Raw genomic sequence first — 22,628 nt, 5'->3', positions numbered from 1 at the left:
TCAGCTTCCTGGTTTGATTGAGCGGGATTTGTCGCTTTCGGGTTGAAACGGGATCAGCGCGCGGATCGTCGTTCCCTTGCCGGGCGCCGACTTGACCGCGAACTGTCCGTTGACCAGGCGCAGGCGTTCCTCCATGCCCATGAGGCCGAGGCCGCTCTTCTCCCTCGAACTCAGGTCCAACTGGTCGGGTTGAAACCCTCTGCCGTTGTCTTTGACTGTCAGCCTGGCGCCGTCGCCGGTCCAGCGGATGAGCACGGCAGCGCGTTCGGCGTCGGCATACTTGTAAACGTTGGTCAGGCTTTCCTGGATGACCCGGTAAATGACGGTCTTCGATTCGTTTTGAAGCTGTTCCACTCCGGCGTCGGCACGGAAGTTGACCTTGATGGAAGTCCGCTTCGCAAACCCTTTAATGTACCACCTCAACGCGATCACCAAGCCGAGGTCGTCCAACATGGCCGGGCGCAATTCATAGGAGAAACGGTGGACGTTATGCATGGTCTGCTCGAGGATGCTTTGGGTTTCAGCAACAGTCGCGTCCAGTCCGTCGTCCGCCTTCGCTGCCTTCCGCTTCAACAGCTGCAGGTTCACACTGATGGCCGTAAGCGCCTGGCCGACCTCGTCGTGCAGTTCGCGACTGATCCGTTTCCGCTCCTCTTCCTGGGCGTGGAGAATCTTGCTCGAAAGGACGCGCAACTTCTCTTGCATCGCCTTCGCCTCGTTGAACAGGGTGCGGTAGTGTTCTTCGCTTTTTCGGAGCGCTTCCTCGGCTCGTTTGCGTTCGGTGATGTCACGGATGATGCCGCAATAGAACCGGCCGCTTTCGGTTTGCCACGACGCGAGGGACAGCTCGATCGGGAATTGATTTCCGTTTTTTCTGATACCGTGCATCTCTACCGTCTTGCCGATTAGTCGCGTCGGTTCGTCTTGCCGGATACGGTTGATTTCGGACTCACGGGCGCCGCGTTGTTCATCCGGCACGAGCAGGCCGAGCGGGTGGCCGACAATCTCCTCCCGTGCCCGCCCGAACATCGTCCGGGCCGCCTGGTTGCAGGCGATGACGCGACCGTCGCTGTCCGCCAGAATGATGGCGTCGATGGCCGAGTGCATCAGAGTGCGGAACTGTTCTTCGCTTTCCCGCAGCGCCCGCTCGGCCCGCCAACGGTCGGTTACATCACGAGTGACCACGATGGCGTGCGTCACGGTCGTCTTCTGTTGGTACGGATAATAGCTGACATCAAAAAACCTGCGCCCGAACGCGGCGACCTCGAACCAGGCCTGGTAATGCACCTCTTCGCCGCTGAAACAATGATCCAGGTGGCCTTTGATGATTGTCCAGAAGGCGGTGCCACCCCAAACGTCCTCCACCGAGGAACCGAGAATCTCTTCGCGGCTCTTGCGGTGCGCCTGGCAGTAGGCGTCGTTGGCGGCCTCGTAACGGTAATTCGAGCCGACCAGGGTGAGAAATTCGCGCGACGTGTTGACGATGGATTCATATCGTTTCCACATCTCCTCGGACGCCTTGCGTCGCGTGATTTCATGGCTCAGTTCGCGGTTCGTGGCCGCGAGTTCAGCCGCTCGATGTTCCAAGGTCTCGTTCAATTCCCGCAACAGCGCGTTCGCCTCGCGGAAACCGCGGTGGTGCGCTTCGAACGGCGACAGGGCTTCCATGAGAAAGCCTTCCACCGCATGCGCCTGCCTCTTGCCTTTACCCGAGGCGAACGCAGGCATCAGCAGTGCAAGCGACACTTGCTGGTGGATTTTGGCAATGTCCAACACGCCCAAACCCTCGGCGACGGCATGCCGTCCAAGTTCGTAGGCTTCGTGCAACGATTCCTCGCCTTCGTCCGCGAGGTAATCTTGCAGGGCCGTCTGATATTGCCCGGAAAACTTTTGCAACGACTCATTCATGGCTCGTTCCGAGGAAGCGAACGACCAACACCAGGGCATCGTCGTTGCCTTTGAAGTGTTGCCCCATGACCCGGTCGGCGATTTGTTGAGGAGTATCCGTCGGGATCACACATTGTTCAAAACCACTGCGGATGCCATCGCTGGCCAGCACCAGAACATCGCCCGGCGAAACCGCAATGACGCTGGCACGCAGGGCCGGCAGCTGATAACCCACGACACCGCCACGCAGGAAGGCGGATTCAGACGGCGGGGTGGCCTTCGTGTCCGAGCGCATGAAGAATCCTTCGACGTTACCGACACTCAGCCAACTCACCGAGCTGTCGAGCACGTTGAACGAGGCGACGGTCATCACCGCACCCCGGGTCTTGATCAGGGCGTCGTGACATCGCTTGACGAGCGTAATGACGGACTGATCCACATTTTCCCCAAGGACGGCTACCGCGACCCTGGCAGCGGCAGTCGCCTCATCACCGTGCCCCAGTCCGTCCACGACAGCGGCAAGAGCACCGTGGCCGAACGTCTTGACCAGATGCAAATCGCCGGAAATGGTTTGTCCGGGAATTGGCTGGGAGGCAACCCCCCACTCGATAAACGGCTTTCGATGAATCAGGGTCGTGCTCACGTCAATGGACCCATTTTCGCATCGTCACCTTCGTCCCCTTGCCGATTTGCGATTGGATGTCGAAGTCGTCCATCAGCCATTTTGCGCCCGGCAGTCCGACGCCCATGCCCTTGCCGCTGGAAAATCCGTATTGCATCGCCTGTTCAACGTCTGGAATGCCCGGTCCCTCGTCGCGGGCAAGGATCTGAATGCCGTGTCGGCCGCTGTCGTGGATTCCCGCGAGCACGATCTCTCCATGCTTGGCGTGATTGACAATATTGCGCGCCACTTCGGAGATTGCAGCTGCAATGACGGTCGGGTCACTCCCGGCAAATCCCAGTGACACCGCCAACGCCCGCCCTTTCTGGCGGGCGACAACGATGTCCGCCGCCGATTTGATCGGCACGCAAAATTCCTCGCCCGTGGCGTTCATTGATGGCGGCCGCTGCCTCCCTTGCCCCGCGACCCGGGTGGCGCCTTGGGTTTCGAGGAAGGAACCGGCGTCGTCGAGCGCCAGACACCGCCGCCGCGCTTGGTTCTGGAGCTGAGAAACGCCAGCCCTTCTTCGAGATCGAGCGCCGTGCCCACACCTTCCAGTGTCAGCCCCAACTGTACCATCGCAAACGCGACGTCCGGTTGAATGCCGACGATGACCGTTTCCGCCCCACGCAGCTTCAGCATGTGCGCAACACCCCGCAGTGTCCGCGTGGCGAAGGAATCAATGACGTCCAGCACGGTCACATCGACGATGACGCCGCGCGAGCGGAACTGGCCGACGCGGTCGGCAAGATCGTCCCGCAATTGCAACAAATCGGCGTCCGACAGCACGGACTGAATGGTGGCTATCAGGTAGTCGCCCTGTTTGAGAATTGGAACATGCACAGGCTGAGGCTGGTTACGCGGGTTGCTCCGCGAGATTCGCTTCCCCGGTCATGATGACCTTGTAGCCCAGCAGGCGCTCGGCCTCTTCGATGCCGCCTTGCAGGTCGCCAACCGCGTTCATCTTGCTCAAATCGACGCCAATAGTGACCAGCGTCTGGGCGATTTCCGACGACAAGCCCGTAATGATGACGCTGGCGCCCATGAGTCGGGAGGCTTCGACGGTTTGGACCAAGTGGTTGGCCACGGTCGAGTCGATCGTCGGCACGCCGGTAATGTCGATCACCACGACTTTGGCGCGGTTCTGGCGGATACCGCGCAGCAATTGTTCAGTCAACTGGCGTGCGCGCTGGGCGTCGATGACGCCGATGATCGGCAGAATCAGCAAACGTTCGCGCACCTGCAGCACGGGCGTGGACAACTCGCGAATCGCCTCCTGCTGTTGACGGATGATACGCTCGCGCTCCTGCACGAAGCTCACCCCCACCGTATTGGCGATGCGGTTGGCTGCGGGCTCGTAGGCGTCGAGCACGCGGTTGAGCAGCTCGAAGTCGGCCTGGTATTTTTTGAACAGCGACCGCGCGAGCACATCGCGCAGCAGCAGCACGATGCCAAGGACCTCGTGGGTTTCGACGCCGCGCGGAATGATGCGTTCGGAGAGATTGCGCGCGTACGCTTGCAGCGCCTCGACGCTGCCGGTTTCGAGGACCTCGACGTAATTGTCATACACCGAAGTCGCCTCGGAGAAGATTTCCTCTTTGCTCATCGCGATGAGCAGTTGTGCGTCAGTGATGCGGCGGGCCCACTCCTCGCGGAGTTGGGTGCGGTTCTGGCGCAGGTGCGCCACCAGTTCGCGCAGGAGCGCAGCGCTGGTTTCCGGGGGATGTATGTCGGTAAGTTGGGATTTGTGGTTTTCTTTGCGTTTGGCTGCTGACTTCATGGCCACCTCCTGCTTGCTTGACTGTTTGGCTTCCATCGTTACGGACTATAGAGTGTGCCCTGCATATAGAAATAGGGCGTTTGCCGCATATTGTAGGTAGGGTTTTACCCCATATCAAGTCCGGGTCTTTTGGGACGCGAGTTAGATAAATCCGACGCGGGAGGTGAGTTTTTTTGGCGTTAGATTCCATACCTGTCATTCTCTCGATCCAACCGGTGGGCAGAGTTCCTACAAAGGATGGGTGCGATAGGGGTAGACTACCTTGGGGCATTTCGGGTGTTCACCTACTGACGTTACGGTGAGTCGACAGGTATTCTACAGCTGGCTGTGAACGAAATCTGGACAAGCGAATGCATGAGTGCGCGTGGCAACATCCTCCAGCAGGACGGCGGACTGGCTCTTGTCGGAGCTGCCAGGCGAAGATGGTGTAACCAGTTTGAAAACCGGGTAAATATGGGTGATGTGGACACGCGCGCCGGATCGACGGCGGTGGGAACGAACAAGTCATGAACATCCCGGAATATAATATTTTGTTGGTGGAAGATGACCCGAATGAGGTCTTCCTGATGCAGAGGGCGTTTCAGAAGGCCAATTTGAAGACCCCCTTATTCGTGGTGCGCGACGGCCAGGAGGCAATCGATTATCTGGACAGGCAGGGCAAGTTCGCGGACACAACGCGTTTCCCCGAGCCAAGCTTGATGCTCCTGGACCTGAAGATGCCGCGCAAGAATGGATTCGAAGTGCTCGCGTGGGTCCGACAACAACCGGGCTTGCGGCGATTAGTTGTCGTCGTGCTGACTTCTTCCAACCAGAGTGCGGACATTGACCGGGCTTACGACCTTGGAACCAATTCCTATACGGTCAAACCGGGGGATTTTGAAATGATGATCGACCTGGTCAAAACGTTCGACTCATATTGGGGGCGGCTGAACCACAGCCCCGACCTGCGGCCGGACACAGCGTCGGTACCTTTGCAACTCGTCTCGTAAATCAACCCAAAACCGGACCCGTGGACGACCTCTTGAACATATTGATCGTGGACGACAATCCCGAGGATCGCGTCCTGGCAATGCGGGAGCTGAGACGGGAATTCCCGAATGCTCACTTCCTGCCGGTCACGGACGCGAAAACACTTTCCCATTCGCTTGCGTCAGGCGCCTGTGATCTGGTGGTTACCGATAACCAGTTGCGGTGGACTGACGGGATCACCGTCTTGGTGGCGGTCAAAGTCCGCTGGCCGGACTGTCCGGTCATCATGTTCACGGGTTCCGGCAATGAGGAAGTCGCCGTTCAAGCGATGAAGGCTGGGTTGGACGATTATGTTCTCAAGTCCGCCAGGCACTACCCACGCCTGGCGGCTGCGGCGGTTCTCGCATGGGAACGGGGCGCGCAACGTCGTGCGTTGCGGCAGGCGGAGACGCGGTATCAAAGCCTGTTCGACGACGTACCCGTGGGATTGTTTCGAGTTGCGCACGACGGGAGGATTGTGGACGCCAATCCGGCGCTTGTTGAAATGCTCGGATATCCGGGCAGGGAGACGCTGCTGGCGGTAAAGGTGACCAGCTTTTTCGCCGATGCTAAGGAACGGCGCGCCTTGTTGGAGTCTTTGAATCAGTCCGGGGTCGTCCGCTTCTTCGAGGCGCAGTTTTACCGCCGCGACGGAAAAATCATTCGAACCGAGGTCAGTGCGCGCATCATCCGCAACCATCACGAACAGGCGATCTACTATGAGGGAAGTCTTCAGGATATCAGCGCGCGCAAAGAGGCGGAGCGGTCGCTTCGGGAAAGCGAGGCGCGCAAAGGCGCGATTCTGGACTCCGCGCTCGACGCCGTCATCACCATCGACGACCAGGGACGAATCATCGAATTCAATCCGGCTGCGGAAAAAATGTTCGGCCGCGCACGCGGCGACGTGACAGGCAGGGACCTCGGGCAAATCATTATTCCACCTGCGTCGCCGGACAAACATCACCGTGAATTGCACGGGCATGTCGCAACCAGCCAGGCCTCGATGCTGGGTAAACGGACAGAGACGAAAGGTGTGCGCGCCGACGGCAAGGAGTTTCCTGTGGAACTGACGGTCACGCGGGTCAATCTCGAAGGTCCGGCAATGTTCACCGGCTTCGTGCGGGACATCACGGAGCGCAAACGCGCCGAAAAACAGTTGCGCGACTCGCGGGAACAATTGCGCGCGCTGGCCGCATATCTGCAATCTGTCCGGGAGGAGGAACGAACCCGCATCGCCCGAGAAGTTCACGACGAGTTGGGTCAGGCACTGACCGGGTTGAAAATGGACCTCGCCTGGATCGAGAAGAAAATGGCCGAGATTAGCGATACGGACGACCTGCGCCGGTTTGAAGGAAAGGTGAAGGGCCTGCCCGGCGCGGCGGACGCCATCATCAGCAAGGTGCGCAAGATCGCCACGGAATTGCGCCCCCCCGTGCTCGATGACCTGGGCCTGGAAGCGGCGGTGGAATGGCAGGTTCAGGAGTTTGAGAGGCGTACGGGCATCAAATGCCGTTTTCGCTGTGCCTTGAAGCAAATTGATCTCGATTCAAACCGTGCGACGGCGGTGTTCCGCATTTTCCAGGAGACGCTGACCAATGTCGTCCGACACGCCGAGGCCACTGAAGTGAACATTCAATTGAGGGAGGAGGACGACCGACTTATTCTCGAAGTGCAGGACAATGGGCGCGGCATGACCGGACGTGAAATGTCGGGCACGCGGTCACTTGGATTGCTGGGCATGAGGGAGCGTGCCACGATGCTGGATGGCGAGGTCAACATCATCGGCAGGCAGGGCAAAGGCACGACCGTGGGTGTGTGTATCCCGATCCACGGACCACCGGAAAGTCAGAAAAAATAAGCGGGCCTGTCCGGTCGCTTCACGATACCTTGAAACCAAAGAGCACGGGGTATGGATAAGGCGCGCATTCTGGTCGTGGAAGACGAGAGTCTCCTCGCCGAGGACATTCAGGACCGGCTGAAAGGCATTGGGTATGACGTTGTCGCCCTGGCTTACACGAGTGAAGAGGCGCTGGCACAGGCAGCCTTGGTGCGTCCGGATCTGGCGCTGATGGACATCCGCCTCAAGGGTCAGACGGACGGAATCGAAACCGCGCGAGTCCTTCGGGAGCGATTCAACGTACCCGTGATTTACCTGACAGGCGAGGCTGACGACGCGACGCTGGAACGGGCGAAGTCAACCGAGCCGCTGGGCTACCTCCTCAAACCGATCGAGGAAAAGCGCCTCCACTCCACGATCGAGATCGCATTGTACAAATATAAAATGGAACGACGGCTCCGGCGCATCGAGCGCTGGTTTGTCACCACGCTCAAAAACATTGGCGATGCCGTGTTGGTGACAGACCTTCAGGCGCGCGTCACGTTTATGAACTCGGAAGCCGAAAGGCTCACTGGTTGGGACTCTCCCGAAGCGGCCGGCCGGCCTTTGAGCGAAATATATCGGACCGTGAATCCGGAAACGCGCGAGAAATTGGAAAGCCTGGCACCCCAGGCTTTGCTGGAAGGCATTGTGGCCGGGTCCGCTGATCGTGCCTTGTTGATATCGCGAAAGGGCGCCGAAACACCCGTTGACGAAAGTGCCGCGCCCGTTCGCGACGCGACGGGATGCGTCACCGGCGTTGTGCTGACCTTTCGCGACATCAGCGGGCGACAGCGGGCCGAACGGGCCTTGTATGAAAGCGAGGAACGATTCCGCCTCCTCGTGGAGGGCGTGCAGGACTATGCGATTTTCATGCTCGATCCGGCAGGGTGTGTGGCGAGCTGGAACGCCGGCGCGGAGCGGCTCCTTGGCTACCGTTCCGACGAAATTCTCGGCGCGAATCTGGCAAGGTTCTACACTGCGACGGAGGCGCGGCGCGGCAGGCCAAAGCAGAACATCGAGCTGGCGAAGATTCAGGGGCGCTCCGAGGATGAAGGGTGGCGTGTGCGCAAGGATGGCTCGCGTTTCCAGGCGAACGTCATCATCACGGCGCTGCGCGACGACCACGGCCGTCTGCTTGGCTACGCGCAGGTCACGCGCGATATCACGGGCCTGAAACAGGCCGAAAAGGAACTGATGGATTCGCGCGAACAATTACGCGCGCTGGCGGCCTACTTGCAGTCCGTGCGGGAGGAAGAACGCACGCGCATTGCCCGCGAAGTGCATGACGAACTGGGTCAGGCGCTGACCGGTCTGAAGATGGATCTCGCCTGGCTGCAGAAGAGGTTCTCCGAGGCAAATCACCCGCTGTCGTTGCGCGCGTTGCGGCAAAAGACCCGCGAAATGCCCGATGTCGTGGACGCGATCATCAGCACCGTCCGCAAGATTGCCACCGAGCTGCGGCCGGGCGTGCTGGACGATCTGGGTCTGGAAGCGGCCATTGAATGGCAGATACAGGATTTTCAAAAACGGACCGGGATCAAGTGCGAGTTTTCCTCCAATTTGAATGACGCGCGCCTCGGTCCGGATCGTGCCACCGCCGTATTCCGCATTTTTCAGGAAACGCTCACGAATATCGTCCGCCACGCCAACGCCACGCGCGTGAAGATCAAACTCGAAGCCAGCCGCGGCCGGCTGATCCTGAGGGTCGAAGACAACGGGCGTGGCGTCGCTGCGCGCGATCTTTCCGGAGCGAAATCACTCGGCCTGCTTGGAATGCGCGAACGCGCCACAATGCTCGATGGAGAAGTCACCATCGTCGGCCGGCGTGGCAAAGGAACGACTGTCGGCCTGCGCATCCCACTTGCGCGGCCCGGGGAGAGAACCGCCACCTGACCATGCGAATCCTGATTGCAGACGACCATGCCGTGGTGCGCCGCGGGCTGAAGCAGATTCTGGCAGATGAATTCAAGAAGGCGGAGTTTGGCGAGGCCGGCAACGCACGCGAGGCGCTCGAATCCATCCGAAAAGAAAACTGGGACGCCGTCGTGCTTGACATCACCATGCCGGGCCGGAGCGGCCTGGAAGCTTTGAAGGAAATCAAGGAAGCGAAACCCAAACTCCCGGTCCTCGTGTTGAGCATGCATCCCGAGGACCAGTTCGCCGTGCGCGTGCTCAAATCCGGCGCATCCGGCTACATGACCAAGGAGAGCGCCCCGGAGGAGTTGGTGGGAGCGATAAAAAAAGTCCTGGTGGGCGGCCGTTATGTCAGCGCGGCGCTCGCGGAAAAAATGGCGTCGTATCTGGCCATCGACACTCCCAAGCCTCCCCACGAACGATTGTCGGATCGGGAGTTTGTCGTCCTGCGCATGATCGCTTCGGGCAGAACCGTAAGCCAGATCGCAGGCGAGCTTTCACTGAGTGTCAAGACCGTGAGCACCTATCGGACGCGCATCCTTGAGAAGATGGGCATGTCGAGCAACGCCGAACTGACCCATTACGCCATCAAAAACCAGGTGGTGGAGTAAGCCACGCTCATTTCCGCCCGGTCCGGGGTTAGCATCACTACGCAATGCTTCCTGTTCAATTGGGGTATCGTCCCCATGTCCCTTCTAGGACTAGACCCACTTCAACATCCGTCAGGCGTGTGACACTTTCGTGACAGTCGAATCTGCGACCAGTCTGGCTCCGAGGCGCGAATCGGGGGAGTCGCGGAGAGTTTGTGAAACGGTCTGTGCCCGACGGGAAAATGAGAATACTTTTTGTGCATGAACGATTCGGAGCCTGGGCGGGCGCTGAGGTCAACTTGCTAGTCACCGCCCGGGAATTAAGGCGCCGCGGCCACGCGGTGGCCATTCTGCATGGCCCGGGCACGCGGAAGGGCGAGGATGACTGGGAGGAAACCTTTACAGAGCGGTTCGCGCTGGCCACTGACGATAACTCCTTTCTCGCGGTCAACACCGCGCTTGAGCGCTTCCAGCCGGACCTGGCCTATGTGCATAAACTGGCCGATCTCGACGCGCTTACGGCGCTGGTTTCCTCCGGAGTGCTGCTGATTCGCATGGTACATGACCATGAGTTGTGTTGCATGCGCAGCTACAAGTATTTTTACCCGGGCCGGCAGATTTGTACGCGGCCGGTTTCCCCCTTCTGCGTTTTTCCGTGCGGCGCGGTTATTGCGCGGAATCGGGACGGGGGTTTTCCGCTCAAGTGGGTGGGCTACGCATCGAAGAAAAATGAAATCAGACTCAACCGGAAATTTCAGCGGCTTATCGTCAATTCGCACTACATGCGGGAGGAACTGGTTCACAACGGCTTTGCGCCCGACAGAATCGAATTGCATCCGCCGGTGCCTCCTCATCACGAACCGGCGCTTCACAGTTCGTTTAGCGACCGCAACCTCATCGTCTATGCGGGCCAGATCGTCCGCGGCAAGGGAGTGGATGTGCTGCTCGAATCACTGGCCCTTGTTCGTGTTCCGTTTGTATGCGTCATACTTGGCGACGGCAACCACAGGCCTTTCTGCGAACAGTTGAGCCGCAAACTGGGGCTGGCGGATCGCGTTCAATTCAAGGGGTATGTCCCGCCGGACCAACAAAGGAATTACCATCGCGAGTGCAGTGTCGTGGTTGTGAGTTCGGTGTGGCCGGAACCGTTCGGGATGGTGGGCATTGAGGCAATGCGCCACGGACTGCCCGTTGTGGCGTTTGATGCGGGTGGCATCAAGGAATGGCTGTTCGACGGCCAGAACGGCTGCCTCGTCCCGTGGATGGACCGGGCCGCTTACGCGGCGCGCGTTGAAGAACTGTTGAAAAACAAGACGCTCGCCCGGCAAATGGGTGAACGCGGAAGGCAACTGGTCTCGGAACAATACAATTTCTCGAAATACATTTCCGGCCTCGAGGATCTTTTCACCCGAGTGGCAGCCGAGACGCAAAACGGAGTCACGGCATGAAATCCCCGATCCATACACGCCTGGTGGCCGTCGTCGGCGGCAGCGGCTCGGGCAAAACATGGCTCGCCGATCATTTGCAAAAGTCGGTCGGCAACGGCGTGGGGCGGTTGTCGCTGGATGATTTTTACCTCGACCGTTCGCATCTGCCGCCCGCCCGGCGCGAAAGGATCAATTTCGACCACCCCAGCGCCATCGACTGGCCGCTGGTGGAGAAATCTCTAAAAGCGTGCCGGGCCGGACGCTCGTTCCGCATGCCACGCTACGATTTCGCGACGCACACGCAGGTGGCCCGACGGGAGACGTTTCATCCCCGGCCACTCAACATCGTTGAGGGCCTTTGGTTGCTCCTGCGTCCGTCGGTGCGGGTGTGCTTCTCGTTGCGGGTCTTTATCGAGTGTCCTTTGCGCGTGCGGCTGGCCCGGCGCCTGAGCCGCGACGCCGCCGAGCGGGGACGCAGCCATGAGTCGGTGCGCAAGCAGTTTTGGGAGACCGTGGCGCCCATGCACGAGCGGCATGTCGCACTGCAGGCGAAGTGGGCGCACTTTATTCTGGAAAGTCCGCCCAAATCCGATCGCGTGCTCCAGCTCGTTGACCTGTTGAAAACCCTGAAAAACTCCGGAAAGGATTTATGACCACCCCTCAATTCGATGTCGTGTTGATGGAGCGTTTCATTGCGCTCCAGTCACCTCTTGAACGCTTCCGCCTCAACGGGTACGTCCGGCTGAAACGCCTGGCCTGGAGATGCCTGACCCGGGGAACGTCGTGGATCAAGCGCGCTTTCGATGCCGCTGCGAGCGTTCTGGTATTGCTCCTGTTGAGTCCGTTGGTTCTGTTGGTCGCCTTGCTGATCAAACTGGAGGATGGAGGGCCGGTGTTCTTCACACAAACCCGCGTTGGCAGGCGGGGGTGTCATTTCAAAATGTTCAAATTCCGCTCAATGTACGTGGACGCGGAGCAGCGGTTGAAGGAACTGCTGGCACAAAACCAGCACCGCGAAGGCGTCACCTTTAAAATGAAAAACGATCCGCGCATCACCCGGGTCGGCAAATGGCTGCGCCGTCTGTCGCTCGATGAACTCCCTCAGCTGATCAACGTTTGTCTGGGTGACATGTCGCTGGTCGGGCCGCGTCCGCCGGTGCCGCGCGAGGTGGCGATGTATTCGGCCGCTGAACGGCGTCGTTTGATGGTGACGCCCGGCATCACGTGCCTCTGGCAGATCGGAGGCCGCGCCGAAATCGATTTTCCGGAGCAGGTCGAACTCGACGTTCAGTACATCGAAAGCCAGACGCTCTGGGGCGACTTGAAGATCCTGTTGAAGACCGTCCCAGCCGTCTTGTCGGGGAAAGGTGCGTATTGAGATGAAGGCGGTTCTGATTTGTCCGGGCGAACGACCCGCGGTGGCCGCGCTGGCGCAGCGCGCGCCCCTGGCGCTGATGCCGATCCTCGGCAAGGCGTTGTTGGAATACTGGCTCGATCACCTCGTTGACCGGGGAGTGCGCGAGGTGCGTCTGCTCGCCTCTGACCGCCCGGAACAAATCCGCGCATGGTTGGGTGACGGCGTGCGTTGGGAGTTGAAGGTGGAACTGATCCCGGAAGACCGTGAACTGACGCCGGACGAGGCGCGCGCCAGGTACCGCGTGAACGAGGGGGCTGGCTGGCCCGCCCAACCCGACGACGTGATTGTAATGGACTCGTTGCCCGGCGCGATGGACCGCCCGTTGTTTGCCAGTTATGCGGATTTTTTTTCCGCAGTCCGATGCTGGCTGCCGAAGGCGGCCTCGGCTCCCGACCGACTCGGCGTGCGAACCATGAAACCGGACGTGTGGATTGGCATGCACTGCCGTGTGTCTCCCGACGCCGAATTGCAGCCCCCGTGCTGGATCGGAGAAAATGTCCTCGTCGGGCCGCGGTCGGTCGTCGGACCGGGCGCGGTTCTAGAGAACGGAACAGTGGTGGCTGCGGATGCGGAGGTCACCGAGAGCATCGTGGGAAGCGAAACCTACGTGGGCGAATTCACTGAGGTGAAACATTCTGTGGCGTTGGGCCGTGCGCTCATTAATTGGCAAAACGGCTCATGCACGTACGTGCCAGACGCCTTCCTTCTGTCCCCGCTGGACGAGCGTGTGGTCAGGACGGGCACCGGTCGCTGGCTGGGCCGCGCAACAGCGGTCGCCGTAATGCTGTTGACGCTGCCGTGCGCGTTCTACGCGGTGTTGATGGCCTGGCTGCGCGGCGCGCGCTCGCTGCGGGCGCTCGCGGCCGTCCGCCCTTCCCCGGCGAGCAGTTCGACGGCGGTTGAGGTTCTGACGTACCACGAATTCACCGCCGTCGCCGGCTGGTTGAAGCGCTGGCCGCAGTTGTGGAAAGTCGCGCGCGGCGAATTCGCCTGGGTCGGTAATCGTCCCCTGAGCCCGGCCGCTGCCGTCACACTCACCAGCCACTTCGATCGGCTGTGGTTGAAGGCTCCCATCGGGTTGATTTCGCTGGCCGACGCCGAAGCGTGCGCGGAGTTGCTCGGCCAGGAGGCGCGCGTGCTGGCGAGTTTTTACGCGATGCGTGCAAACTGGCGTCTCGACCTTTCGATTCTCGGCCGTGTCCTTGGCTTTCGAGTGTTCAAACGAATCTCAACGGATAATCGACTATGACGATAGAGCATCAGGGAGAGACAATGCGCGTATTCGGCGTCAAAGAACTTCACGCCGCCAACGGCCCCGCCTTTCATGCCGCCGTCAGGCAGGCGATGGCTCCCACGGTCAAGCACATCGAAATCGACCTTTCCGAGATGACCTTCCTCGACAGTTGTGGTCTGGGGACGCTGGTAGCCCTGCGAAAACTGGCCGCGCCGCGTGAAGGGGTCGTGCGATTGCTCAATCCCACGCCGCCCACGCTGCAGATGCTGGAGTTAACCCGGTTGTACCGTGTACTCGAGGTGGTGAAATGCCAGGAAGTCGCGGCAACGGCGTGACCGGCCACGGAGAACCCTGCCTATGGCCCCGAGAATCCTGGTGGCGGACGATCAATTGCACATGATCCGCTTCCTGAGGCACCAGTTGGAAGAGGAAGGTTATGAGTTGCTTCAGGCGCGCGACGGACATGAAGTTGTTGACACGACCCTGCGGGAAATGCCGGACCTGCTCGTCCTCGACGCCATGATGCCGAAAATGGACGGCCTGACTGCGTTGCGCCGGCTGAAACGCGAGAAGACGACCCGCGACATTCCGGTCATCGTGTTGACCTCCAGTGCGGATGAGCTGATGAGCCGGGAGGCGGAGTTTTCGGGGGCGGATGTAATCCTGACCAAGCCGTATAGTCCAACCCGCCTGCGAGGTGAAATCCGCCGTCTTGTTTCAACGGATCGTTCCGGCCGGCTGCCATCAAACCGTGCGTCATGAAAAACATTCTGCCACTGTTCGTATTCATTGATGCCTGCGGCTGGGAGATCATCAGGAACGACCCTTTCGCCAACCGCATCGCGCCGCATCGCAAACGGCTCAAATCGGTTTTTGGCTACAGCTCGGCGTGCGTGCCTTCCATCCTTTCCGGCGGCTGGCCGGATGAACACCGCAACTGGTGTTACTTCGTTTACGACCCCGGCAAATCGCCGTTTCAGTCGCTGCGTCCGCTCCGCTGGCTGCCGCGGGCGGTCACCGGCCGCCGCATTTTCCGGCGCTGGTTGAGCAGATTTGTCAGGGTGCAACTCAAGTTTCGCGGATACTTCGATCTCTACAACATTCCTTTCAAACACATCTCGCTGTTCGATTTCACGGAAAAGAAAAGCCCGCTCAAGCCGGGTGGCATGAATCGCGGGCCGAACATTTTCGACTTTCTGGAACTGCGCGCGATTCCGTACCACGTGAGCAATCCGGCGAAGAGCGAACCGGAGAATCTGCGGGCCGTGACCGCCGATATTCGTTCCGAGCGGATCGATTTTGCCTTCGTTTATTTGCCGGAACTGGACGGATTGTTGCACCGAGTTGGCAATCAATCGCCGGACGTGCCGTCCAAACTCCGGCAGTATGAGCAATGGATCGAACAACTCACGGCTGCAGCGCGCGAGCATTACAAGGAAGTACGCCTCTATGTGTTCAGTGATCACGGCATGGCCAATTGCGACGAGTTGCTCGACCTCAAGTCCAGGATCGAGGAGCTCGACGCGCAAATGGGGCGCGATTATGCCGTGGTGTACGATTCTACGATGGCGCGTTTCTGGTTCTTCAACGACCACGCTCGGGAGGAAATCGTCGAGTCTCTGCGCGGGGTCTCCCAGGGCCGGATTCTGCCGGACGCCGAATTGAAGCAACTGAGGGCCTATTTTCCCGACCGTTATTTCGGTGAACTGATTTTTCTGGTGAAGGAAGGCGTGTTGATCGTGCCGAGCCACATGGGCGAACGTCCGATTCGGGCGATGCACGGCTATCACCCCGCCGACCAGCAAAGCTACGCCGCGCTGCTGACCAACCAGCCGGACATCCCCTGCGACATCGAGGCCATCCCGGACATCTTCCGACTGATGACCCGCGATGCTGAACTGGCGAGGGAGAGAAACAGAAGACCCTGGGCGGATTCGGACTGCCTTGATTTCGACGCGGAAAACCCAGCCGGCGCAATCGGTGAAGGCCCAAAAGCCGAACTCAAACCTGAGCCGTCATGAAGCAACCGACCGCCCGCGTAAACAGCTTCGATGACTTCCAGGCCAGCTCGTACTTCAACGCACTGGACGGTTTGCGGGCCGTCTCCATCCTCTTGGTACTTCTTCATCACGTCCCGCGCTACCCCGCTCAACACGTCCTGCATACGCTTCAGGAAAACGGCCGTTACGGCGTGTCCTTTTTTTTTGTTATCAGCGGCTTTCTCATCTGCACCCTGTTCCTGCGGGAAGAACGGAGGACGGGGAGGATTGATCTCTGGAAATTCTACGGCCGGCGCGCGCTCCGGTTGCTGCCGCTCTATTACTTGGTGTTGTGCCTGCAGGCCCTGCTGGTCTTTGGGCTCAAACAGTACACACCGGAAAACCAGGCGCTCTTCGTCGAGAAACTGCCCTCTTACTTGTTTTATTACAGCAACTGGCTGGCAACCGCAACACAGGGTCCGTTTTTCTGTTCCTGGTCACTCGCCGTGGAAGAGCAGTTCTATCTCGTGTTTGGGTTGCTGTTGTTCTTCGCCAGCCGCCGGGTGGTCGTTGGAGCGGCGCTGGTCGCGCTCATCTGCAAGCCGGTCGTGTTCGCGACGCTCGGCAATGTTGACGTGGATTCCACCCTCTGGCGCGTGATTTTCAGTTATCAGGAGCCAGTCCTGTTCGGCGTGTTGACTGCGTTCGTGCTGAATACCCGGCCCGGTTATGAATTGTTGGCGCGCTACCTCGGCCGCGCGTGGATGCCGGCGTGCCTGGGTACGGCGATCGCCTTATGGGTCGGCGCGCATTCCATGCAGACCCAGAGTTCCTGGGCCGCCCAATTTCTGTATTTGCTCATGACATTGACGCTTGCAGCCCTCGTCATTCAGCCGGGCATGCCGGTGGTGTGCAGCAGGTTCATGATTCACATTGGCAGGGTCAGCTACGGCATCTATCTGCTCCACATGTTTGTCGTCAGCTTCGTGAAAAAACTGCCCGGCGGAACATCACCGGTGCCGTGCTTTTTACTGAGCGCAAGCATGGTCATCATCGCGGCGTCGCTGGTTTACAGGCATTTTGAATACCCGATCATCGCATATTACAAAAAGAGGCTTTCGCCGCACAGCCGGGTGACAGCCGTCGCTCCTCCTGTGAAGGAAGCTTCCGGACTGACCGCCGCAGTATAGGATGTTGGGCGCTTCGTGGGGGGCGGGTCGAGCGGTCGATCTCAGTTCAAGGTGACGCGGCCTTGAGCAAGGTCGTCGAAGGAGATCACGCGGATGTTCTGATCAGCGCTCAAATAATCGGCCGTTTGGTGCAGCACTTTGATGAAGGTGGTATCAGGCAGGTTGTCCCGAAAATATTCCCACCAATGCGTCACCAGCACGGTCAACCGACGGCTTTCCACGTTGCGCTTGACCTCATCCAGCATCGTCCGATAGGGCCGGTGACAGGACAGCAAACAACCGGGATGGGAAAGCAGCAGGGTCCGACCAACCCGCCAGTGCGGATGTTTCCGCATTTTTTTGAAAACGTAGTATGGCCACCATGCGGGTGGCAGGCGGCCGAGTTCGAACCATCCTATTGAAAGCACATCGAAGCGTCTTGCCACCGCCTTGACGCTGGCGCGCGACAGTCTGTCGTAAGGCGCGACGAACGTTTGCGGCGCGAGAAAGCCAGCTTCTGTCAGCAACCTGAGCCCGTGCTCCAGACGGCGCTTGATTTCCGGGCAATCAACGCGGTCGAACTCAAAGTAATCGTGATGGCATCCGTGTTGCACGATGCGGTAGCCCAGGTTGGTTCGCAGATAATCAACCAGTTCGCGGTTGGCGCCTATGGGCAGGGCCTGCTCAGCGTGGCCGTTTTTCGCGATCAGAAAACCTTCGCGCCGGCCGTCGGGCGTCGTTGTATCGGTTCGCACGTGGGGAATGACCGCGAGATTGACCGGCAGACCACGATCCAGAAACGGGCGATACAACCGTTCCAGACATTCGACGGGCGTCAGCGCATTGGTGTCGTCGTCACGCAGGATCACGTAGCGCATCGCTTCTCCTCCACCAGGTCGGCATAAAGATTTTTGATGCGGCCTGCGAGCACCGTTGTGTCGTATTCCCGGCTCGCGAGTTTCCCGCCGGCGGCGGCAAGGCACGACTTGAGTTCAGGTTCGAGCAACGTACGATCAACAGCCGCATGAAATGTTTTGGCGTCGTCGAGATCGAACAACCAGCCGTTCTCTCCATGCCGCACCAGGTCGAGTGCGCCGGAGGTCCGGCTCGAAAGGACACAAGTACCCGCGGCCCACGCTTCGAGTATGACCAATCCGAACGTTTCCGAGATTGAAGGCAGCAGGATCGCCTCGGCGGACTGAAACAGGCCTATCAAGCGCGGATCGCCGGGCGGCAATCCGCCGGGCAGTAACACACGATTTTGCAGGGCCAGCCGTTCAATGTCGTGTTTGAGCGATCGGCCATACTCCTCATGGGTGCAGGCGCCGGCCAGAATCAACAGCGCCCGGGGATGCCGTTGAAAAAGCTCCCGTGCCTGTTCGATCAGCCAGCGCTGATTTTTCACCGGGTCAATGCGACCGACTGCCATCAACAGGCGCCGGTCACGGATGGCTGGAAACGCCTCGCGGGCGGCCTCCCGATGGTCTTTGCGGAACAGACTCGTCGGCACACCGTGGGGTTGCACGACGATTCGTTTGCCCGGGTAACGTTCCGCGAGCAATGCCGCTTCCTTTCGGTTGCACGTGATGACGGCGTCAGCATCATCAACCACCCGCCGTGCGCGAAGCAACGCGCCAAACAGCCGGCCCCATTCCCATCCTTCCTCGCGAGACTTGCGGAAACCGGCCCGTAAAGGTTCCGGCAGATCAAGAAATCCTCCATGGATCGTCAAGACGAACGGAAGACGGCGCAACCCGGCGGCGGTCAATGCAATACCGCCCAGGCGGCCCATCGTGTGCGCATGCATCACGGCGACTTCCGGCTCACGCAGCAGGCGGGCGATCAGGTCGAAGGACATCAAATTGCCTCCGACAGCAACAAACTGGCGTTTGCGCTCCCTGGACAACCCCCACACCGGCACGCAGGCGCGGAATCGTTTGATGGCGAAACCCGCGTCAGCGAGCGGGTCGGCGGCGGCTTTCCCGGTATGCGGGCAAAACGCGATCGGCGTTACGCGGTGATGACGCAGACCGTCGAAGAGTCGCTGGATTGCCGTTTCCGTGCCGCCCCATTCAGTCGGGTCGTATTTTCTAAGCAGATGGACGACGCGCATGGCTATCTAGCGAAAGCAGCAATTTGAGTCGCCTCCCCGAACACCGCGGGTTCCTGCTCAATCCCGGCCGACTCGGGCAAGGACCTCGCGTGGCGGCGTTTCGCGTAGCGGAGGCTCGCCAGCGCCCCCAGGAGGATATGGAACGTGAAGAGGATCTGGGTCTGATGATAAACCCACTCGGTCAGGCTCTGCAAAAAAATGCCGCAGATCGAAAATAAAAAACCGGTTCCCATGCGGTGCATTGCGGCGGGCGACCGTCGCCAAAGGAAACCGGCGCCGATCCAGAACCAGCGCAGCCAGACGAACGCGAAGACGATCAGACCGGGCCAGCCGAGTTCGCCCGCCGTTAGAACGCCGAGGTTGTGCGCCGGCGGCGCGAAGACGAAGCCGGCGAGCGATTCCTTGCTCGGCGCGTCGTTGGTGCTGGGATAACCTTCGTAGGGCACTCCCAGCCGGGGTCCGTATTCCGTGCTGACCCACCAGGACCAGTTGTTCAATCCAACACCGAAGAACCGGTCCGAAAGAATCTCTTTCGCTATCCAGAAGTAAAAAGCGCGACTTTCAAACTGTTCCGCAGAGTACTCCGTCTCGACGGGCGAGTCCGTGAAGCGTTCCTTGAGCGTGTCCCACGATTTGTAAACCAGCCCGCCCGCCAGCAGGCACACCAGGAGCGACGCGAGAATTTTTCGAAGAGTGATGCGCAGGGAGACGCACCAGGCTGCGGCGCCCAGGACGACGAGAGCGAAGGTGGGAATGCCCGCGCGCGAGATGGTCAGTAGAATGGTCGCCGCGGCAACGCCCAGGCACAGACAGGAAAAGACACGGATCAGCCGGTGAAGATTCGATGTTGCCGCCGCCACGAACACGGGGGCGACCGTGCAGAGGAACATTGAAAGACTGTTCGCGTGATCGAGGTTGCCGGTCACGCGGTAGATGCCCATGAGATAGCGCTGACGGAAGGACAGGGCGCCCTCGAAACAGACGGCGCAACCCACGGCGAGCACAAGCAAACCGAGCTCCCGCTCCGTGCGCACGAACATCGCGGCGGCGAGGAAGATGAGGATTCCGCGGGCGACCTTTGAGAGTTCAAACAAGCCAAACAGTTTCGGGTCGGAAATGGCGACCGAGAAACAACAGTAGAGGGAATAAAACATCATCGCACCGAGGCCGGCCGGCCAGAACCAGCGCGGTTGTCCCGCCCGCGGCGCCAGCAGGATGCTGACGAGAATGGCAATCGCGAGTATGTCAACGACCGTGAATTCAAAGCCGCGCGTTGTGCCCCGGTACCAGTAACGCGTGACAAAATTGACATCGAGCTTGTCCGTGATCGCGCTGCCAAAAGTCATGCAAACGAACGCGGCATCCCTGGTCCGCTCCGAGAAACACAACACCGTCACGCTCGCAGGAATCGCCAGAGCGATCAGGCAGAGGGCAATCAGGTCTTTAAGCGCCACAACATTCCTTCGCTTGAGGTGATCCGACGTTAGGTCCGGCGGCGGGGGGCGGGAAGTAGGTGAAGACCGAAGCCTCGCGGTGGTAGAACACCCTAATACTTTTTTGTCCGGAACCCTGTAATCTCAACAGGGAAATCGGCGGGGACATGAGCGATCCACTTGTCAGCATCATCATGCGGTCCTTCAACGAAGGATGGGCGTTGCGCGAAACGCTGCCGGTCCTTCAGGGACAGGAATACAAGAACTGGGAACTCACCGTCATTGATTCCGGCTCCACCGACGGTTCGGTGGAACTGATTCGCCGGGCGAAACCGCGACACTTCATCCAAATCGCCCCGCACGAATACAACCCCAGTCGTGTCATGAACCAGGGGATGAGGCTGGCGCGAAGTGAGTATGGCATTTTTCTGAACGCTGACGCCACGCCACAGGGACCAAACTGGCTGCGGCCGCTGGTCATGGCTTTGTTTGACCCTCAAACCGCCGCCGTGTTCGGGCGGCAGATTCCGCGTCCCGACTGCCGCGCCGTTTTTGCTTGCGACTACGATCGCTGTTTCGGGCCAAAGCGGGAATCCGGCACGTGGGAACATTTTTTCAGCATGGTCAGCAGTGGGCTGCGAAAGGACATCTGGGCGAAGCGGGGGTTTCTCGAAAAAATGCAATACTCCGAAGACGACGAATACACGCGCTGGTGCCGGGCGGAGGGGTATCGTGTAATTTACGCGCCGGAATCAATCGTGATGCACTCCCACAATTACACGCCCAAGCAGGCTTGCCGGAGGAGCTTTGGAGAAGGTCGCGCGCTGGCCGCGGTTTGGTCCGGTCGGCGGACAGAATTCAATTTTTTTCAAACCGTTTTGCTGGGTTGGGCGAACGATGTCCGGCGTGATTTTAGTTTTTGTTTTCGCGAGCGGCGACTGGGCGAACTCCCTCACGCGGCGTACATTCGCTGGGGGCAACGCCGCGCCCGGTTGGCCGGCTTCCGGGACGGCTGGATCGCGTACCGCGAAAACGCCGACCGCTCGCTGAATCCGCCGACCTGGGCGCAGTCCGGTGGCGTCCGTTTGTCAAGAGCCCCCAAATGATCGCAACCGCCGACAACGTACAAACGGACGGGACGAAAAATGGACAGCGGGCACAGCGGCATCGGCTTGAGCCGTCGCGCTTCACGTTGGATGGAAGCCCGGAACTGGAAGATCACCTTGAGCGCACGTGTCGGGAGGTGCTGGCGGGTGTTCGCCGCGTGATTCCCGATCAGAATCTCGAAGGCCTGTTGCTGGGCGGCGGATATGGACGCGGAGAAGGCGGAGTGTTAAAAACAGGCGGTGGAGACCGGCCCTACAACGATCTGGAGTTTTACGTTCTGACCCGAGGGCACCGTTTTCGCAGCGGGCGCCGCGAGCGCGTCGCGCTGCACGAGTTGGGCGAACAACTCGCGCCATCCGCTGGAGTGGAAATCGAGTTCAAGTTGCTGTCCGCGGAGAGACTCCGACGCAGTCCGATCAGCATGTTTTACCATGATCTGCTCGTTGGACATCGCGCACTCTGGGGCGGGAAGGGGCTGCTGGACGGCTGCGAACATCACCGTGATGCCGCGCGCATCCCGCTTTCCGAGGCCACCCGGCTGTTAATGAACCGTTGCACCGGGCTGTTGTTTGCGCGCGAACGTTTGGAGCGCCTGCAATTTTCGTCCGAAGACGGAGATTTTGTCCGGCGGAATCTGGCCAAGGCGCAACTGGCGTTCGGCGACGCGGTCCTGACCGTGTTCGGGAAGTACCACTGGAGCTGTCGCGAACGGCACAGTCGACTTCAGCACCTTGAGGCGACGAAGGACCTGCCCTGGCTGGCCGAAGTGCAAAGGCACCATCTTTCCGGAGTATCGTTCAAGCTCCATCCTCATCGCTCCGACGAATCACATTCAGCCCTCGTGAAGAAGCACGGAGAGTTGTCGGCGTTCGCGCTCCAATTGTGGCTCTGGCTGGAGAGTCGCCGGCTCGGTTGCCGCTTCTTCGACAGCCGGGATTACGCGTGCAGCCCGGTCAACAAATGTCCCGAGACGCGGGGGTGGCGAAATCTCGCGCTGAACCTGGCGACCTTCGGTCTCCCGGGAGCGTTC

General features: G+C 59.8%; 22 protein-coding genes. 14 read left to right on the top strand and 8 right to left on the bottom strand.

Annotated features, from left to right (window positions below; genetic code table 11):
• From VN887_19755 to VN887_19735, 5 genes are read right to left on the bottom strand one after another with little or no spacing between them, the layout of a single operon-like run.
• Entirely contained in the window at nucleotides 1–1,908 is a 1,908-nt protein-coding gene (locus VN887_19755) for a PAS domain S-box protein (protein ID HXT42253.1), read from the bottom strand.
• On the bottom strand, nucleotides 1,901–2,530 hold the full coding sequence (locus VN887_19750) for a SpoIIE family protein phosphatase (GenBank protein ID HXT42252.1): 630 nt from the start codon (nucleotides 2,528–2,530) through the stop codon (nucleotides 1,901–1,903). Before VN887_19750 ends, VN887_19755 begins: the two co-directional genes overlap by 8 nt.
• Before the next feature lies 1 nt (nucleotide 2,531).
• Complete coding sequence (locus VN887_19745) at nucleotides 2,532–2,942, bottom strand: anti-sigma regulatory factor (protein ID HXT42251.1); 411 nt, start codon at nucleotides 2,940–2,942, stop codon at nucleotides 2,532–2,534.
• Nucleotides 2,939–3,391 (bottom strand): STAS domain-containing protein, encoded by a 453-nt coding sequence (locus VN887_19740; GenBank protein HXT42250.1) that lies wholly within the window; start codon nucleotides 3,389–3,391, stop codon nucleotides 2,939–2,941. Before VN887_19740 ends, VN887_19745 begins: the two co-directional genes overlap by 4 nt.
• A gap of 13 nt (nucleotides 3,392–3,404) precedes the next feature.
• Nucleotides 3,405–4,364, bottom strand: a complete 960-nt coding sequence (locus VN887_19735; GenBank protein HXT42249.1) for an STAS domain-containing protein — start codon at nucleotides 4,362–4,364, stop codon at nucleotides 3,405–3,407.
• Between the two features lie 470 nt (nucleotides 4,365–4,834).
• Here VN887_19735 and VN887_19730 point away from each other — a divergent pair, with 470 nt between their 5' ends.
• The 12 genes from VN887_19730 to VN887_19675 all read left to right on the top strand — a co-directional run bounded on the left by VN887_19730 (nucleotide 4,835) and on the right by VN887_19675 (nucleotide 16,966).
• On the top strand, nucleotides 4,835–5,317 hold the full coding sequence (locus VN887_19730) for a response regulator (GenBank protein ID HXT42248.1): 483 nt from the start codon (nucleotides 4,835–4,837) through the stop codon (nucleotides 5,315–5,317).
• Nucleotides 5,318–5,337: 20 nt separating this feature from the next.
• Nucleotides 5,338–7,194 carry a PAS domain S-box protein gene (locus VN887_19725; GenBank protein ID HXT42247.1) on the top strand — a complete coding sequence of 619 codons (1,857 nt, stop codon included), beginning with the start codon at nucleotides 5,338–5,340 and terminating at the stop codon, nucleotides 7,192–7,194.
• A 51-nt stretch (nucleotides 7,195–7,245) separates the two neighbouring features.
• The gene (locus VN887_19720) at nucleotides 7,246–9,108 is read left to right on the top strand and encodes a PAS domain S-box protein (GenBank protein ID HXT42246.1); all 1,863 of its coding nucleotides are present in this window, start codon (nucleotides 7,246–7,248) and stop codon (nucleotides 9,106–9,108) included.
• A 2-nt stretch (nucleotides 9,109–9,110) separates the two neighbouring features.
• On the top strand, nucleotides 9,111–9,740 hold the full coding sequence (locus VN887_19715; GenBank protein HXT42245.1) for a response regulator transcription factor: 630 nt from the start codon (nucleotides 9,111–9,113) through the stop codon (nucleotides 9,738–9,740).
• Between the two features lie 221 nt (nucleotides 9,741–9,961).
• Entirely contained in the window at nucleotides 9,962–11,167 is a 1,206-nt protein-coding gene (locus tag VN887_19710) for a glycosyltransferase family 4 protein (GenBank protein HXT42244.1), read from the top strand.
• The gene (locus VN887_19705; GenBank protein ID HXT42243.1) at nucleotides 11,164–11,799 is read left to right on the top strand and encodes a uridine kinase; all 636 of its coding nucleotides are present in this window, start codon (nucleotides 11,164–11,166) and stop codon (nucleotides 11,797–11,799) included. Before VN887_19710 ends, VN887_19705 begins: the two co-directional genes overlap by 4 nt.
• Nucleotides 11,796–12,524, top strand: a complete 729-nt coding sequence (locus VN887_19700) for a sugar transferase (GenBank protein HXT42242.1) — start codon at nucleotides 11,796–11,798, stop codon at nucleotides 12,522–12,524. The genes VN887_19705 and VN887_19700 overlap by 4 nt, the downstream gene beginning before the upstream one ends.
• Nucleotide 12,525: 1 nt before the next feature.
• Nucleotides 12,526–13,812: an NDP-sugar synthase gene (locus tag VN887_19695; GenBank protein HXT42241.1), complete on the top strand. Its 1,287-nt coding sequence runs from the start codon at nucleotides 12,526–12,528 to the stop codon at nucleotides 13,810–13,812.
• The gene (locus VN887_19690; protein ID HXT42240.1) at nucleotides 13,809–14,132 is read left to right on the top strand and encodes an STAS domain-containing protein; all 324 of its coding nucleotides are present in this window, start codon (nucleotides 13,809–13,811) and stop codon (nucleotides 14,130–14,132) included. The genes VN887_19695 and VN887_19690 overlap by 4 nt, the downstream gene beginning before the upstream one ends.
• Before the next feature lie 22 nt (nucleotides 14,133–14,154).
• On the top strand, nucleotides 14,155–14,559 hold the full coding sequence (locus VN887_19685) for a response regulator (GenBank protein HXT42239.1): 405 nt from the start codon (nucleotides 14,155–14,157) through the stop codon (nucleotides 14,557–14,559).
• Complete coding sequence (locus VN887_19680; GenBank protein HXT42238.1) at nucleotides 14,556–15,818, top strand: alkaline phosphatase family protein; 1,263 nt, start codon at nucleotides 14,556–14,558, stop codon at nucleotides 15,816–15,818. Before VN887_19685 ends, VN887_19680 begins: the two co-directional genes overlap by 4 nt.
• On the top strand, nucleotides 15,815–16,966 hold the full coding sequence (locus VN887_19675; GenBank protein HXT42237.1) for an acyltransferase: 1,152 nt from the start codon (nucleotides 15,815–15,817) through the stop codon (nucleotides 16,964–16,966). Before VN887_19680 ends, VN887_19675 begins: the two co-directional genes overlap by 4 nt.
• Nucleotides 16,967–17,007: 41 nt before the next feature.
• Here VN887_19675 and VN887_19670 read toward each other — a convergent pair whose 3' ends face one another.
• The 3 genes from VN887_19670 to VN887_19660 are packed head-to-tail and all read right to left on the bottom strand — an operon-like array spanning nucleotide 17,008 to nucleotide 20,512.
• Nucleotides 17,008–17,823: a DUF2334 domain-containing protein gene (locus tag VN887_19670; GenBank protein HXT42236.1), complete on the bottom strand. Its 816-nt coding sequence runs from the start codon at nucleotides 17,821–17,823 to the stop codon at nucleotides 17,008–17,010.
• The gene (locus VN887_19665) at nucleotides 17,811–19,058 is read right to left on the bottom strand and encodes a glycosyltransferase family 4 protein (GenBank protein ID HXT42235.1); all 1,248 of its coding nucleotides are present in this window, start codon (nucleotides 19,056–19,058) and stop codon (nucleotides 17,811–17,813) included. The genes VN887_19670 and VN887_19665 overlap by 13 nt, the downstream gene beginning before the upstream one ends.
• A gap of 2 nt (nucleotides 19,059–19,060) precedes the next feature.
• A complete protein-coding gene (locus VN887_19660) occupies nucleotides 19,061–20,512 on the bottom strand; it encodes an O-antigen ligase family protein (protein HXT42234.1) in 1,452 nt (483 codons plus the stop codon).
• Between the two features lie 146 nt (nucleotides 20,513–20,658).
• Here VN887_19660 and VN887_19655 point away from each other — a divergent pair, with 146 nt between their 5' ends.
• Nucleotides 20,659–21,597 carry a glycosyltransferase gene (locus tag VN887_19655; GenBank protein HXT42233.1) on the top strand — a complete coding sequence of 313 codons (939 nt, stop codon included), beginning with the start codon at nucleotides 20,659–20,661 and terminating at the stop codon, nucleotides 21,595–21,597.
• Nucleotides 21,594–22,628 (top strand): hypothetical protein (locus tag VN887_19650; GenBank protein ID HXT42232.1); only part of this gene is annotated, 1,035 nt, incomplete at its 3' end. The genes VN887_19655 and VN887_19650, both read left to right, overlap by 4 nt.

This window comes from Candidatus Angelobacter sp., assembly GCA_035607015.1.
Lineage (GTDB): Bacteria > Verrucomicrobiota > Verrucomicrobiia > Limisphaerales > AV2 > AV2.
Note: the sequence above shows the minus strand (reverse complement) of the source record. Positions and strands in the feature narration are given on the sequence as shown.

Coding starts and splice junctions, on each gene's coding strand:
- VN887_19670 (HXT42236.1), bottom strand. CDS start 17,823: ATGCGCTACGTGATCCTGCGTGACGACGACACCAATGCGCTGACGCCC.
- VN887_19705 (HXT42243.1), top strand. CDS start 11,164: ATGAAATCCCCGATCCATACACGCCTGGTGGCCGTCGTCGGCGGCAGC.
- VN887_19720 (HXT42246.1), top strand. CDS start 7,246: ATGGATAAGGCGCGCATTCTGGTCGTGGAAGACGAGAGTCTCCTCGCC.
- VN887_19730 (HXT42248.1), top strand. CDS start 4,835: ATGAACATCCCGGAATATAATATTTTGTTGGTGGAAGATGACCCGAAT.
- VN887_19665 (HXT42235.1), bottom strand. CDS start 19,058: ATGCGCGTCGTCCATCTGCTTAGAAAATACGACCCGACTGAATGGGGC.
- VN887_19680 (HXT42238.1), top strand. CDS start 14,556: ATGAAAAACATTCTGCCACTGTTCGTATTCATTGATGCCTGCGGCTGG.
- VN887_19755 (HXT42253.1), bottom strand. CDS start 1,908: ATGAATGAGTCGTTGCAAAAGTTTTCCGGGCAATATCAGACGGCCCTG.
- VN887_19685 (HXT42239.1), top strand. CDS start 14,155: ATGGCCCCGAGAATCCTGGTGGCGGACGATCAATTGCACATGATCCGC.
- VN887_19695 (HXT42241.1), top strand. CDS start 12,526: ATGAAGGCGGTTCTGATTTGTCCGGGCGAACGACCCGCGGTGGCCGCG.
- VN887_19710 (HXT42244.1), top strand. CDS start 9,962: ATGAGAATACTTTTTGTGCATGAACGATTCGGAGCCTGGGCGGGCGCT.
- VN887_19715 (HXT42245.1), top strand. CDS start 9,111: ATGCGAATCCTGATTGCAGACGACCATGCCGTGGTGCGCCGCGGGCTG.
- VN887_19690 (HXT42240.1), top strand. CDS start 13,809: ATGACGATAGAGCATCAGGGAGAGACAATGCGCGTATTCGGCGTCAAA.
- VN887_19700 (HXT42242.1), top strand. CDS start 11,796: ATGACCACCCCTCAATTCGATGTCGTGTTGATGGAGCGTTTCATTGCG.
- VN887_19675 (HXT42237.1), top strand. CDS start 15,815: ATGAAGCAACCGACCGCCCGCGTAAACAGCTTCGATGACTTCCAGGCC.
- VN887_19655 (HXT42233.1), top strand. CDS start 20,659: ATGAGCGATCCACTTGTCAGCATCATCATGCGGTCCTTCAACGAAGGA.
- VN887_19735 (HXT42249.1), bottom strand. CDS start 4,364: ATGGAAGCCAAACAGTCAAGCAAGCAGGAGGTGGCCATGAAGTCAGCA.
- VN887_19745 (HXT42251.1), bottom strand. CDS start 2,942: ATGAACGCCACGGGCGAGGAATTTTGCGTGCCGATCAAATCGGCGGCG.